Below are 13,419 nucleotides of genomic sequence, written 5' to 3' on the forward strand. Positions count from 1 at the left end.
ATGTTAGAAATAAATATGGAATTGGTTCGGAAGCAAATTCGCCTTTGGCTTGAAGAAGATATCGGCACTGGCGATGTCACGACACTGACAACAATCCCTTTGGAACAAGAATCCAAAGGGATTATCCACGTCAAAGAAGATGGAATCGTTTGTGGACTTCGCATCGCACAGGAGGTTTTTGCTGTTGTCGATGCATCACTTCGTTTTGAAACAAAAGTGCTCGAAGGATCGTCTGTTCATAAAGGGACCATACTAGCAGAAGTGGAAGGCAATACACGGAGTATCCTATTGGGCGAGCGATTGAGTCTGAATCTGATGCAACGATTGTCGGGGATTGCCACGAAAACGAATGAATTTGTGGTCGCTTTGGAAGGCTTGCCGACTAGACTTGTTGACACACGTAAAACAACACCTGGGCACAGAATGCTTGAGAAATATGCTGTGCGCGTTGGTGGTGGGTATAATCACCGTTTTGGCCTCTATGATGCGGTGATGATTAAAGATAACCATATCAAAGGATCGGGTGGCATCACCCAGGCGGTTCAAGCCGCTCGACAGAACATCCCCCACACGATGAAGATCGAGGTGGAAGTTGAAAACTTTGAACAGCTGCATGAAGCGCTCCAAGCAGGGGCTGATATCATCATGCTGGACAACATGGCTCCAGTCAAAATGAAAGAAGCAGTTTCGATAATTAAAAGCAAAGCGCCGCATATTGTAGTAGAAGGGTCAGGTTCGGTCACCCCGCAAACGATTAAAGCAATGGCGGAAACGGGTGTAGACGTGATTTCTGTTGGACGACTGACGTACTCGGTAGCAGCGCTCGATATTTCACTAGATCTGAATGAGCGGAAGGAGACAGCACTATGATTCTCGTTATCGATGTCGGGAATACGAACATTGTGCTTGGCCTCTACCAAGAACGGACGCTCATGCATCATTGGCGTGTGAGTACGAATCGTTCGGCTACCGTGGATGAGTATGGCATGCAGCTGCACAGCTTGTTCCAACACTCGGGCATTTCCTTTGCGCAAGTAGAAGGTGTCATTATTTCATCTGTCGTGCCCCCGTTGATGAATGCCATGGAAAACCTCTGCTTACACTACTTGAAAAGGGCGCCATTTATCGTAGGGCCAGGGATCAAAACAGGATTGAATGTCCGTGTGGACAATCCGAAGGAAGTTGGCGCAGATCGCATCGTGAATGCGGTAGCAGCACTGGAGCTATATGGAGCTCCATGTATTATTGTTGATTTCGGTACAGCTACAACCTACGATTACATTGATTCGTCAGGGCAGCTGGTGGGATGCGCCATTGCGCCAGGCATTGGGATCTCAACGGAAGCGCTGTATCAAAAGGCGGCGAAGTTGCCTCGTATTGAGCTGGTTAAGCCGAAAAGTGTTGTCGGTCGGAATACCGTAGCGGCGATGCAAGCGGGAATTATTTATGGTTATGTTGGCCAGGTTGACGGAATCGTCGGACGGGTCATTCAAGAGTTTAATGTAAATCCAACCGTTATCGCGACGGGTGGATTGGCAGAACTCATTTCCAGTGAGTCACGGACGATTCAAGTCGTCAATCCATTGCTTACCTTACAGGGGTTGCAAATGATTTATGAGAAAAATGTCTAAGCTGTTTAAGGAAGGAAATTGACATGAGTGATTATTTAATTCGAGGAACAGCGTTAGATGGGCGTGTACGTGCTTTCGCTGTTCAGACGACGCGCTTAACCGAAGAGCTTAGTCAAAGGCATCAAACGACACCGACAGCGTCAGCAGCGTTAGGTAGAACAGCTGCCGCGGCTCTACTCGTTGCTGCTATGCTCAAAGGAGAAGAACATCTCATTGTACAAATTAAAGGGGATGGCCCAATCGGACAAATCGTTGTTGATGCGAATGCGAAGGGTGAAGTGCGTGGATACGTAGATAATCCTTCCGTAGATCCGCCGCTCAAAGAGAACGGCAAATTGGATGTTGCCGCTGCGGTAGGGACAGATGGTTTTTTATACATAACGAAAGATCTAGGCATGAAAGAACCGTATAAAGGAAGTGTTCCTTTGATTTCGGGCGAATTGGCAGAAGATTTTACCTATTATTTTGCTAAGTCTGAACAAACACCGTCGGCTGTTGCGCTAGGTGTATTGGTGAATACGGATTATTCGATCCTTGCTGCAGGGGGATTCGTAATTCAGTTGCTCCCAGGGTTGACGAATAGTGAGATTGATGAGATCGAAGCCATGCTAGGCCAAATACCAGCCTTCACGAACATGTTAGGCGGCGGATTGAATCTAGAGGAAATATTACAAACGGTGCTCCCATCCTTCCGGAAGCTCGATGAGATGGACGTTATGTTCCGGTGCAAATGCAGTCGGGAGAAAGTGGAATCTACTTTGATTTCCTTGGGTAAACACGAACTTCAAGAAATACTGGAGGAAGAAGGAGTTGCGGAAGTCGTCTGTCATTTCTGCAATGAAGCTTACCGGTATGAAGGCGAAGATTTACAACGGATGATTGATGTGTAAGCGTGGGTGATCTGCTTGATTTAGCTGGAACACGGGTGCAAGCAGCAATATGGAAGTAAAAGAGGGAAATAGGATGCGCAATGTAAAGCGATTGTGGGGAGTCATCATCGCGATGGCGATATGTATTCTCGTGCTCGCATCCTTGCTGATCAGTCATGCCATCAACCAATCAGAACCAAGACAATCACCAGAGCCAGAACAGCAGGGTGAGAATAAGAATACACGAGTTATCGCCAAAATTGGGGATCGAGAAATTACCATGGATGAGCTCGAATCAGCGCTCGCGCGCCATTATGGAGCAGAGCAGCTAAGTCAAATGCTGGACCGTGAAGTGATTCGCCTAGAGGGAAATGAGTCGGGAACTAAGGTAGAGAGTGTGGAAGTCAACCGTGAGTTGAAAAGGATGCAGCAAGGGTACGAAAATGAACAGCAATTTTACGACTCCATGCAGAGCCAATTAGGGATGTCAGAGCAGGAAATCAAAGAGGATGTATCGAATAAGTTGTTACTTGAGAAGCTAGCAACGGCCTCGATTCACATCACAGACACTCAGGTTGATACCTACATAAATACACATGCGGATGAGTTTAAGCAAGAAACGGAATACAACATTCAGCAGATTATTGTGACCACGAAGGAGCAAGCGACGAAAGTCATTGCAGAACTGGCTAAAGGGGAGAGCTTTGCGACCCTAGCCAGAGATCGGTCAATTGATGATGCAACCAATAACACCGGCGGTGATTTGGGTTGGATAGAAGGTGACGATCCTTTTGTAGAGGCGCCTATCTTGGAAGCGGCGAAATTGTTGAAGGTTGGCGAAGTGAGTAAGCCCCTCCTTGTTTCAAAGGGGTTTGCGGTCGTCTCACTTAAGGATCGACGGGATAAAAAGAACCCGGATCTGGTGTTTGTACGTGAGAACGTTCGCAGAGAGCTTGCACTGCAACAAGCGCCTCCATTGAAAGACTTTGTCGTGCAGCTGCGAACTAAATGGAAGGCTAGTGTAGTGGATCCGACGTTCCAGTAAGTGAATGTGAAAATTTGGTTGACAACCTGTAAGTGCATTGATAAGATTAGATTTATTAATACCGACCTTTTAACTCGGAAATCATTCGATACTCAATCTGGAGGGGAAACATTATGGCAAGATTAGTACAGAGCATTACGGATTTGATTGGAGATACACCGCTAGTTCGTTTGAACCGTGTTGTTCCAGAAGGCAGTGCAGAGGTTTATGTGAAGTTAGAGTACCAAAATCCAGGTGCTAGTGTTAAAGACCGTATTGCCATCTCCATGATCGAAGTAGCTGAGCAAGAAGGTAAATTGAAGCCAGGTGACACAATTGTAGAGCCGACAAGTGGTAACACTGGAATCGGAATTGCGTTAGTCGCTGCAGCAAAAGGTTACAAAGCCATTCTTGTTATGCCAGAAACGATGTCTTTGGAAAGACGTAACCTGCTTCGCGCTTACGGTGCACAGCTCGTACTAACTCCTGGGGCAGAAGGCATGAAGGGTGCGATTAAACGTGCGGAAGAGCTTCAAGCTGAGAATCCGTCCTACTTCATCCCGCAACAATTTAAGAACCAAGCGAACGTGAAAGTTCACCGTGAAACAACAGGACCAGAAATCGTGGAAGCGATCAACGCTCATGATGGTAAATTAGATGCTTTCATCTCCGGTATCGGTACAGGTGGTACAATCACAGGTGCGGGTGGCGTTTTGAAAGAAAACTTCCCGAATATCAAAATTTACGCAATTGAACCTGCGGCATCCCCAGTTCTTTCTGGTGGTAAACCAGGTCCTCATAAAATTCAAGGTATCGGCGCAGGTTTTGTCCCGGATATTTTGAACACAAATGTATACGATGAAATTATTGCTGTTGAGAACGAAGACGCGTTCGAAACTTCACGCCGTGTTGCCAAAGAAGAAGGAATTCTTGGCGGAATTTCCTCCGGTGCAGCGATTTTCGCAGCATTGAAGGTTGCTAAAGAGCTTGGCGCTGGCAAGCGTGTAGTTGCTGTCGTTCCAAGTAACGGTGAGCGTTACCTTTCCACGCCTTTGTACCAATTCGAAGAGCAATAAGATCGAATCGCATGCAAAAGAGATCAAGCCTTCAGCTATTACAGCTGGGGCTTTTTTTCTGTATAGGGTTGGAGTATACTAATGGACAACGAATTAACGGATTTTAAGGAGAGCAAGTATGATTTTAACTTCAGTGGAACAATGGCAGGAGTGGGCCTCTACCTACACCATGCTGCCGTACGTGATTAAATTAGGACTCGCAGATGATCGGATTGCCTCGTGGGAAGATGCGTGGAAAGAAGCTTCGTCAGATTCCTTCGTACTTGAAAGTGGAAAAGGCGGACGGTATACGCACTTTGGGCTGCATCCCTTTTCGACTGTGCGGGGCACAGGCTTGGAAGCAGAAATCACAACGCACACGAACTCGACATTATCTCGCGTTCAAGGTAAGCCACTCGATATCGTCAAGCAATGGATGTCCACTTATTGTAGTCCAAAAGTCCAAGGAGCACCTAAGTTTGTCGGTGGGTGCGTAGGCTATTGGAGCTACGATGTGATTCGCACCATCGAGAAGCTGCCAGAGCAATCGCAGGACGATCTGCCGATTCCTGACTATAGCTTCGCTATGTATGATCAGGTGTGGACGTTAGATCACACCGAGAAGAGTCTGTTCATCGCGGTGCATATGCCTGTCACCAAAGGCGCAGACCTCAGCGAGCTCTACGCGCAGGCGCACGCTCGCGCTGAAGCCATGCTCGTCCGTTGGCACGCGATCCGCGCTGGCAACTGGTCGGGCACGCCGCTGAGCGGTGCGGACCAACCAGCGATGGCGCGCGAGCAGCTGCACATCGACGTCGAAAGCATCGCAGGCATCGAGCCTGCCTTCGACAAAGCAGCGTACATGGCTGCGGTGGAGCGCATCCAGGCGTACATCTCCCAAGGTGACGTGTTCCAAGTCAACTTGTCGGTAAGACAGAGCCGGCAGCTGCGCACGACGCCGGAGGAGATCTACGAGGCGCTGCGGATCGTTAATCCATCGCCTTATATGGGCTTGCTGCGCTTCGCAGGCTTCGCCCTTGTCTCCGGATCGCCGGAGCTGCTCGTGCAGCTCGAGGACGGCATCCTGCGGACGCGTCCTATCGCTGGCACGCGCCCGCGCGGCAAGGACGACCAGGATGATCTACGCCTAGCTGGCGAGCTCATCCACAACGACAAGGAGCGTGCCGAGCACGTTATGCTCGTCGACCTCGAGCGCAACGACTTGGGCCGCATCTCGCGATATGGCTCCGTCCATGTGAAAGACTTCATGGTCATCGAGCACTATTCCCATGTGATGCACATCGTCTCCGAAGTCGTTGGTGAATTGGCAGAAGGGAAGGACGCCTATGATGCTATTGCGGCGACTTTCCCTGGTGGTACCATCACGGGCGCGCCGAAGATTCGCTGTATGGAAATCATTGAAGAGTTAGAGCCCGTACGCCGTGGTCCTTACACAGGATCGATGGGATGGATTGACTATAATGGCAATATGGAATTTAATATTATTATACGCACGCTAGTGGCGGTTGAGGGTATGGGTCACATTCAAGCTGGGGCAGGGATTGTCATTGATTCCATTCCAGAGCGCGAATATATCGAATCCTTGAACAAGGCCAAGGCGATGTGGAAAGCAATCGAGTATAGCGAGCGGAGCATGAGCCGAGCTTAAGCCCGAGTGGGGCTGACGAAAGGGGAGCTTAGAATGATTTTAGTGATTGATAATTATGATTCGTTTACGTACAACCTTGTGCAGTATTTGGGAGAGATCGGAGAGGAAGTCATCGTTCGTCGGAATGACGAGATTGACTTAGCAGGCGTCGAGGCGCTCGCGCCAGACCATATCTTAATATCTCCAGGGCCTTGCACGCCGAATGAAGCTGGAATTAGCTTATCACTGATTGACCATTTTAAAGGGATCATCCCGATTTTCGGTGTATGCCTTGGGCATCAATCCATTGGCCAAGCCTTCGGCGGCGATGTCATTCGCGCAGAGCGCTTGATGCACGGCAAAACCTCGGAGATTTTCCATGACGGGAAAACTTTATTTGAAGGACTTCCGTCTCCTTTCATCGCAACACGCTATCATTCATTGATTGTCAAAACAGAAACCTTACCTGATTGCCTGGAAATCAGCGCACAAACGGCTGAAGGGGAAATCATGGCTTTACGTCATAAAGAGTATCCGATCGAAGGGGTGCAATTCCACCCAGAATCAATTATCACCCAGCATGGGCATCAGATGCTGCGCAACTTTCTTCGTCGCACAGCGAAAACAGGAGTCTAACGCATGATCATCTCCATCAATGGAACCCTAGTAGAAGAAACACAAGCCGTGGTCTCTGTATACGATCACGGTTTTCTTTACGGGATCGGTTTGTTTGAGACCTTTCGCACATATAACCGCAAGCCGTTCTTGCTCGCCGAACATATGAATCGTCTGAAAGATGGCTGTCACGAACTTGGCATCTCATATGAGCCTAATCTTGAGAAATTATCAGCTCAAATCGAGCAATTACTTCATGCCAACAGTCTAGAGGATGCATATATCCGTTACTCCGTCTCCGCAGGCGTGGAGGCTTTGGGGCTTCCTTCCAGCGACTATACGAAGCCATCAGAAATCATTTACATCAAGCCTTTACCTCCAAGGGATGAAAAAACCTACCTTCAAGGCAAAGCGTTGCAACTGCTCAAACTTCCACGAAATACACCAGAGGGCTTATATCGGTTTAAGTCCTTTCATTATATGAACAACATTTTGGCCAAAAGAGAGCTAGGGCAATATGCATGGGCAACAGGAGCCGAAGGCCTTATGTTATCGGAGGATGGCTATGTAGCCGAAGGTATCGTCAGTAACCTTTTCTTCGTCAAAAAGGACACCCTCTACACACCGTCTCTCGATACGGGCATCTTGCCAGGCATCACAAGAGCGTATGTCATTGACCTCGCCAATCAGCTTCAGTTTCCAATCCAAGATGGATTGTATCGTTGGGAGGATCTCGTTGAAGCGGACGAAGCTTTTCTCGTGAATTCGATCCAAGAAATCGTCCCTGTCACCACTTTGTACACACCGAGTGGACAAGCCTACACCTTAGGCTCGGGGTCTCCAGGTCCTATAACCCGCCAACTGATTCAGCGATATGGTCAGTAGGGGTAGGGGCTTTAAGCAAACGAATAGGAAGTGAACCCAAGATGAATGTATTATCCTGTAAAGGACACGAACTGCCCATTGGTGATCGCACGATCATTATGGGCATATTAAACGTAACGCCAGACTCCTTTTCGGATGGCGGCAGCTATAATCATGTCGAGGATGCGCTTCGTAGAGCTCATCAAATGGTGGCAGAAGGTGCAGACATCATCGACATTGGCGGTGAGTCCACACGACCGGGAGCAGCAACTGTCACAGTAGATGAGGAACTGCAGCGTGTTATCCCCGTTATCGAAGCGATCCGCAGAGAAATCAGCATCCCTATTTCAATCGATACCTACAAAGCTCAAGTAGCGAAGCAAGCCTTAGAGGCAGGAGCCCACATCATTAATGATGTATGGGGCGGTCAAGCAGATGCCGAGATGGCAGCTGTGGCAGCTCAATATGATTGTCCTTTTATCATCACCCATAATCGAACAAGCTCAGAATATGTCGAATTTCTTTCCGAGACGATTTCGGATCTTCTTCGTTACACGAATCAGGCTCTGCAAGCGGGTGTTAAACCAGAACGTATCATTCTCGACCCTGGCATTGGCTTCGCCAAATCTTATGAACAGAATCTCTTCCTTATGAACAACCTGCGTGCGATCGCAGATCTAGGATATCCAGTCCTCTTGGGTACATCGCGCAAAAGTGTCATCGGGCTAACCTTAGGGCTGCCTCCTGAGGAGCGCCTTGAAGGAACGGCATCAACCGTTGTCCTTGGTATCGCGCAGGGGTGCGGAATCGTTAGAGTTCACGATGTCCAAGCAATGAAACGGCTAGCAGTCATGACCGATGCGATTATCCGCAGCAGCCTTTAACAAATAAGGTTTATATACTTCAATTAATGTTCCACTCAAGAATAAACGCGCGCAGCGCCCTTCGTGGGCGATTCAGCCGTTTGTTTTAACCCTTGGAGGCTTCTACTATGGACAAAATCATTCTATCGCGCATGCAGTTTTTTGGTAATCACGGTGTGTTCCCAGAAGAAAATACGTTGGGGCAACGCTTCTACGTAGATGTAGAGTTAATGCTCCCTTTAGATAAAGCTGGAAAGACGGATGATCTGACCCAAACGGTCCATTACGGGGAGGCATTTTTCCTAATCAAAGAGATCGTTGAAGGCCGTACGTACAAATTAATCGAGGCATTAGCAGAAAATATTGCATCCGAGCTTCTGCATACTTATACTAGTATCAGTGAAGTGACGGTTCGCGTTATTAAGCCGCATCCGCCATTTGCCGTTATTTTTGACGGTGTTACTATAGAGATCAATCGAAAGCGGGCATTGGAATGACAGCGGAAGATCGAGAACGCACTATCGCTTATGTCGCATTAGGCTCCAATATTGATAATCGTGAACATTATTTGCAGGGTGCAATTGCAGCGCTGAATGAGGAACCGGGGATAACGGTGATGGGGCAGTCCAGCATCTATGAAACCGAGCCTGTAGGCTATGTGGATCAATCTGCTTTTCTAAATATGGTTATTCAAATTCATACTGACTTACCGCCTGAAGCGTTATTGGTTACCTTGCTTGCCATTGAGAACCGTCTGGGTCGGACGCGTGAATTGCGTTGGGGACCGCGAACAATAGACTTAGATCTGCTCTTATATGGTGACCATCAGTTAACGACCCCCGACTTGATCATTCCGCATCCGCGGATGCATGAGCGGGCTTTTGTATTGGTGCCCCTCTCTGAGGTTCTCTACGCGCGGCAGGACGCTCTGTTTGAATCTATCTCTGCACACTTGGAGAAACTGGAAGGAAAGGAAGGCGTCATCCTATGGAAAAAAGCTCAATAGCACAACGTATTCGCGCTTTTCGTAAGTTAAAAGGGTATACCCAGAGTGAACTGGCCGATTTGTTAGGTGTATCCATTGCCATCTTAGGGGCGATTGAACGAGGAACACGCAAGCCGGACAATAAAATGATTCATAACATATCGCAAGTTCTTAACATAGAACCCGAGGAATTAGTCGCAGTAGTTGCGAAATGAGAGGAGTGGAATCTTCGGTGCTGAAAATAGGAAATGTCGAAGCTCCCAATAGAGTTGTGTTGGCCCCAATGGCGGGCGTATGTAATCCAGCGTTTCGATTAATTGCCAAAGAGTTTGGTACTGGTCTAGTCTGTGCTGAAATGGTTAGTGATAAAGCGATCGTCCACGGCAATACACGTTCTATGGAAATGTTATATGTGGATGACCGTGAGAAGCCGCTGAGTCTTCAAATTTTTGGAGGCGACACGGACACATTGGTTCAGGCGGCTAGAATTGTTGATCAACATACGAATGCCGATATTATTGATATCAACATGGGCTGCCCGGTTCCCAAAATCACAAAATGTGATGCGGGTGCAAGATGGTTGCTTCAACCAGATAAAATTGAGGCCATGATCGCAACTGTTGTTGCGGCTGTGAGCAAACCTGTAACGGTCAAGATGCGTATTGGTTGGGACTCGGAGCATATTTACGCGGTCGAAAATGCGAAAGCTGTCGAAAGAGGCGGCGGCAGCGCGGTTAGCGTGCATGGTCGTACTCGTGAGCAACTGTATACTGGTAAAGCGGATTGGGATATCATCCGCGAAGTGAAGCAAGCTCTTTCGATTCCGGTAATCGGTAATGGCGATGTGGTCACACCTGAGGATGCGAAACGCATGCTGGATCAAACAGGTGTAGACGGCGTAATGATCGGACGCGGAGCGTTAGGCAACCCATGGATGTTGTATCGTACTGTACAATATCTGGCTAATGGTGAGCTTCCACCGGAACCAACAGCTGAAGAGAAAATCCGCATCGCGATTCTGCATATGGATCGTTTAATTGCTCTCAAAGGTGAGCATGTTGCGGTAAAGGAAATGCGTAAACACATGGCTTGGTATCTCAAAGGCATGATAGGAGCAGCTCGTGTAAAAGATGTTATTATGGAGACAGAGAAGCGGGATGAAATGGTTCGTACACTGGACGCTTACGTCGAGCATCTTGCGACAAGTTCTGTGTCTGGGACAACGGAAGAATCAGCCGTGCTGCATTAAAAACATGCAGCAATGGTTGACATTGACATTTTGAAACCGTTGCAATATAATCAGTCAATATTAATGTGTTCCTGCATATATTGAAAGACTAACGAGTAAGCAACTTATTATGAAACGTGAATTCATACTACTTGAATCAGCTCTATAAAGACCCAACTCCTAGCAGGAAGCATCGATTCAACGATATGAAAATCTTTCACATGACGGGAGATCAGTTGGCAATGGCTGAAAAAGAGGTCATTCTTACACCAGTAGGGCTACGGAAATTAGAGGATGAGCTTGAACATCTGAAATCCGTGAAACGCCGGGAAGTTGCGGAAAGAATTAAGGTTGCCATCGGTTATGGCGATATTAGTGAGAATTCCGAGTACGAAGATGCAAAGAACGAGCAAGCTTTTATTGAAGGAAGAATCATTACTTTAGAAAAAATGCTGCGCAACGCGCGGATTATTAATAACGATGATGTCGATATTAACACAGTTAGTGTTGGGTCGATAGTTACGCTGAAAGACTTGGAATATGGTGACTTGGTAGAATACAACATTGTTGGTTCGGCAGAATCCGATCCATTGCAGAATAAGATTTCCAATGAAAGCCCTGTGGGTAAAGCTATTCTTGGTAAGCAAAAGGGCACCAACGTTGATGTTGTCGTTCCTGCTGGCGTCATTCAGTATCAAATTGTTGATATTAAAAAGTAGCGTGCAGCCGCAAGCCTTTTGGAAAGCTTCCCTCAGGAAGCTTTTTTCCGTTCACAGCCCTAAACTAATTCGTAGGAGATGAAAAGCATGAGTCAGGAACTTGAGTTAAATGAATTGCTCGTTATCAGGCGCAACAAATTGGACGAGCTTCGCGGTCTTGGTGTCGATCCTTTCGGCGGCAAATATGTAAGAACGCATTCAGCAGGGGAGATTCTTAGCGCTTATCAAGAGATGAGCAAGGAAGATCTAGACGAAGCGAACGTAGTGGTACGTATTGCTGGGCGTATTATGCAGAAGAGAAGTATGGGTAAAGCTAGCTTCGCACATCTGCAGGACATCACAGGGAAAATTCAAATCTACGTGCGTGAAGATGCGCTGGATGCCAACATATATAAAGCTTTTGATATTCTTGATCTAGGAGACATGGTAGGGGTTGAAGGTGTTGTTTTCAAAACGAAAACAGGCGAAACCTCTATTAAAGTGAAATCACTTGAGGTATTGACGAAATCTTTGCTTCCATTACCGGATAAGTTCCATGGACTTAGTGATGTTGAGCTTCGCTATCGTCAACGTTATGTGGACCTGATTATGAATCAAGATGTCCAAAAGACGTTTATTCTTCGTTCCAAAATCATTCAATCCATGCGCCGTTATTTAGATTCCTTGGGCTATTTGGAAGTGGAGACACCTACACTGCATTCTATCGCGGGTGGCGCTTCTGCACGTCCTTTTAACACGCATCACAACGCGCTGGATATGCAGCTTCATATGCGTATTGCCATCGAGCTTCACTTGAAACGTCTTATTGTTGGTGGACTGGAGAAAGTGTACGAAATCGGTCGTGTATATCGCAATGAGGGTATTTCTACGCGCCATAACCCTGAGTTCACGATGATCGAGTTGTATGAGGCGTATGCCGACTACAAAGATATTATGAAGTTGACAGAAGAGCTTGTTGCTCATATCGCGCAAGAGGTTCTTGGTCAGACGACGATTCCTTATGGAGACCATGAGGTTGATTTAGCTGTGGGTTGGAGACGTGTCTCCATGGTTGATGCGATCAAAGAAGTTACCGGTGTAGACTTTAGCGTCCATATGACGAATGAGCAAGCACACGGCTTGGCCAAAGAGCACAAGGTTTCTGTTGAGCCGCACATGACATTTGGTCACATTGTGAACCAGTTCTTCGAGACGTTTGTTGAAGAGACGTTGATTCAGCCTACGTTCATCTATGGGCATCCATTAGAGATTTCTCCGCTTGCCAAAAAGAACCCCGAGGATCCGCGCTTTACGGATCGCTTTGAGCTCTTTATCGTGGCGCGTGAGCATGCGAATGCTTTTACAGAGCTTAATGATCCAATCGATCAAAGAGAGCGCTTTGAGGCGCAGCTGCGTGAGAAAGAACAGGGTAATGATGAAGCGCATGAAATGGATGAAGATTTCATCCGTGCACTTGAGTATGGTATGCCGCCAACGGGTGGCTTAGGTATAGGAATTGACCGTTTGGTCATGCTATTGACGAATGCACCATCAATCCGTGATGTCTTATTATTCCCATTGATGCGTGAACGCCAAGGCGAGTAATTTCTTCGTTTAGAGGCGCCATTCGGTGCCTCTAATTTTTTTGAAATTAGGACTTGCAAAGTATATATGGTCTGTGGTATCTTATAAAAGTTGCCGCTGAGGACAACACGAGAAACACAGAAACACAACAAAAAAACAACCTGAAATTAAGGGTTGCAAATAAAAACTCAGTGTGGTATATTGGTCTTCCGGCTTTCGAAAGAGAGCGGGTTGGACAAGAGTGATTGATCTTTGAAAACTGAACAACGAGTGAGTAAGCACAGTCGAGTAATCGACTATAAAAGAGATTGCAAAATCTCGCTAGCTTCAAATGAGCAAGTCATCTTTCTACTAT

The 13,419-nt window shown here is 47.2% G+C and carries 15 protein-coding genes; all 15 read left to right on the top strand.

Going from position 1 to position 13,419, the window contains the following annotated elements; all coding sequences use genetic code 11:
- The 15 genes from nadC (at nt 1) to lysS (ending at nt 13,085) form a co-directional block, all read left to right on the top strand.
- A complete protein-coding gene (gene nadC / locus AC58QG_RS35135) occupies nt 1–870 on the top strand; it encodes a carboxylating nicotinate-nucleotide diphosphorylase (protein WP_497366640.1) in 870 nt (289 codons plus the stop codon).
- Nucleotides 867–1,631 (top strand): type III pantothenate kinase, encoded by a 765-nt coding sequence (locus AC58QG_RS35140; RefSeq protein ID WP_497366641.1) that lies wholly within the window; start codon nt 867–869, stop codon nt 1,629–1,631. Before nadC ends, AC58QG_RS35140 begins: the two co-directional genes overlap by 4 nt.
- Before the next feature lie 23 nt (nt 1,632–1,654).
- Nucleotides 1,655–2,521: an Hsp33 family molecular chaperone HslO gene (gene hslO, locus AC58QG_RS35145; protein WP_497366642.1), complete on the top strand. Its 867-nt coding sequence runs from the start codon at nt 1,655–1,657 to the stop codon at nt 2,519–2,521.
- 73 nt (nt 2,522–2,594) lie between these two features.
- A complete protein-coding gene (locus tag AC58QG_RS35150; protein ID WP_497366643.1) occupies nt 2,595–3,545 on the top strand; it encodes a peptidyl-prolyl cis-trans isomerase in 951 nt (316 codons plus the stop codon).
- 113 nt (nt 3,546–3,658) lie between these two features.
- A complete protein-coding gene (gene cysK / locus AC58QG_RS35155) occupies nt 3,659–4,600 on the top strand; it encodes a cysteine synthase A (RefSeq protein WP_056617904.1) in 942 nt (313 codons plus the stop codon).
- Nucleotides 4,601–4,769: 169 nt separating this feature from the next.
- Nucleotides 4,770–6,248, top strand: a complete 1,479-nt coding sequence (locus tag AC58QG_RS35160) for an anthranilate synthase component I family protein (RefSeq protein ID WP_497366644.1) — start codon at nt 4,770–4,772, stop codon at nt 6,246–6,248.
- Nucleotides 6,249–6,281: 33 nt separating this feature from the next.
- Complete coding sequence (pabA, locus tag AC58QG_RS35165) at nt 6,282–6,863, top strand: aminodeoxychorismate/anthranilate synthase component II (protein WP_236292806.1); 582 nt, start codon at nt 6,282–6,284, stop codon at nt 6,861–6,863.
- A gap of 3 nt (nt 6,864–6,866) precedes the next feature.
- Nucleotides 6,867–7,727: an aminodeoxychorismate lyase gene (gene pabC, locus AC58QG_RS35170; protein ID WP_497366645.1), complete on the top strand. Its 861-nt coding sequence runs from the start codon at nt 6,867–6,869 to the stop codon at nt 7,725–7,727.
- 41 nt (nt 7,728–7,768) lie between these two features.
- Nucleotides 7,769–8,590 carry a dihydropteroate synthase gene (gene folP, locus AC58QG_RS35175; protein WP_497366646.1) on the top strand — a complete coding sequence of 274 codons (822 nt, stop codon included), beginning with the start codon at nt 7,769–7,771 and terminating at the stop codon, nt 8,588–8,590.
- A 107-nt stretch (nt 8,591–8,697) separates the two neighbouring features.
- Nucleotides 8,698–9,066 carry a dihydroneopterin aldolase gene (gene folB / locus AC58QG_RS35180; protein ID WP_497366647.1) on the top strand — a complete coding sequence of 123 codons (369 nt, stop codon included), beginning with the start codon at nt 8,698–8,700 and terminating at the stop codon, nt 9,064–9,066.
- Nucleotides 9,063–9,575: a 2-amino-4-hydroxy-6-hydroxymethyldihydropteridine diphosphokinase gene (gene folK / locus AC58QG_RS35185; protein WP_497366648.1), complete on the top strand. Its 513-nt coding sequence runs from the start codon at nt 9,063–9,065 to the stop codon at nt 9,573–9,575. Before folB ends, folK begins: the two co-directional genes overlap by 4 nt.
- A complete protein-coding gene (locus tag AC58QG_RS35190) occupies nt 9,557–9,769 on the top strand; it encodes a helix-turn-helix domain-containing protein (RefSeq protein WP_497366649.1) in 213 nt (70 codons plus the stop codon). The genes folK and AC58QG_RS35190 overlap by 19 nt, the downstream gene beginning before the upstream one ends.
- 17 nt (nt 9,770–9,786) lie before the next feature.
- Nucleotides 9,787–10,803: a tRNA dihydrouridine synthase DusB gene (gene dusB / locus AC58QG_RS35195; protein ID WP_497366650.1), complete on the top strand. Its 1,017-nt coding sequence runs from the start codon at nt 9,787–9,789 to the stop codon at nt 10,801–10,803.
- Nucleotides 10,804–11,024: 221 nt separating this feature from the next.
- Nucleotides 11,025–11,501, top strand: coding sequence for a transcription elongation factor GreA (gene greA, locus AC58QG_RS35200; protein WP_310502557.1), 477 nt, complete (start codon nt 11,025–11,027; stop codon nt 11,499–11,501).
- A gap of 87 nt (nt 11,502–11,588) precedes the next feature.
- Nucleotides 11,589–13,085 (top strand): lysine--tRNA ligase, encoded by a 1,497-nt coding sequence (gene lysS, locus AC58QG_RS35205; RefSeq protein ID WP_497366651.1) that lies wholly within the window; start codon nt 11,589–11,591, stop codon nt 13,083–13,085.
- The last annotated feature ends 334 nt before the right edge of the window (nt 13,086–13,419 follow it).

It is taken from the genome of Paenibacillus sp. J22P169 (assembly GCF_059691995.1).

What these genes read in the sequence shown, in the direction of transcription:
- AC58QG_RS35150 (WP_497366643.1), top strand. Translation starts at nt 2,595, where the DNA reads ATGCGCAATGTAAAGCGATTGTGGGGAGTCATCATCGCGATGGCGATA.
- folK (WP_497366648.1), top strand. Translation starts at nt 9,063, where the DNA reads ATGACAGCGGAAGATCGAGAACGCACTATCGCTTATGTCGCATTAGGC.
- greA (WP_310502557.1), top strand. Translation starts at nt 11,025, where the DNA reads ATGGCTGAAAAAGAGGTCATTCTTACACCAGTAGGGCTACGGAAATTA.
- cysK (WP_056617904.1), top strand. Translation starts at nt 3,659, where the DNA reads ATGGCAAGATTAGTACAGAGCATTACGGATTTGATTGGAGATACACCG.
- AC58QG_RS35160 (WP_497366644.1), top strand. Translation starts at nt 4,770, where the DNA reads ATGCTGCCGTACGTGATTAAATTAGGACTCGCAGATGATCGGATTGCC.
- nadC (WP_497366640.1), top strand. Translation starts at nt 1, where the DNA reads ATGTTAGAAATAAATATGGAATTGGTTCGGAAGCAAATTCGCCTTTGG.
- folB (WP_497366647.1), top strand. Translation starts at nt 8,698, where the DNA reads ATGGACAAAATCATTCTATCGCGCATGCAGTTTTTTGGTAATCACGGT.
- AC58QG_RS35140 (WP_497366641.1), top strand. Translation starts at nt 867, where the DNA reads ATGATTCTCGTTATCGATGTCGGGAATACGAACATTGTGCTTGGCCTC.
- hslO (WP_497366642.1), top strand. Translation starts at nt 1,655, where the DNA reads ATGAGTGATTATTTAATTCGAGGAACAGCGTTAGATGGGCGTGTACGT.
- pabC (WP_497366645.1), top strand. Translation starts at nt 6,867, where the DNA reads ATGATCATCTCCATCAATGGAACCCTAGTAGAAGAAACACAAGCCGTG.
- lysS (WP_497366651.1), top strand. Translation starts at nt 11,589, where the DNA reads ATGAGTCAGGAACTTGAGTTAAATGAATTGCTCGTTATCAGGCGCAAC.
- pabA (WP_236292806.1), top strand. Translation starts at nt 6,282, where the DNA reads ATGATTTTAGTGATTGATAATTATGATTCGTTTACGTACAACCTTGTG.
- AC58QG_RS35190 (WP_497366649.1), top strand. Translation starts at nt 9,557, where the DNA reads ATGGAAAAAAGCTCAATAGCACAACGTATTCGCGCTTTTCGTAAGTTA.
- folP (WP_497366646.1), top strand. Translation starts at nt 7,769, where the DNA reads ATGAATGTATTATCCTGTAAAGGACACGAACTGCCCATTGGTGATCGC.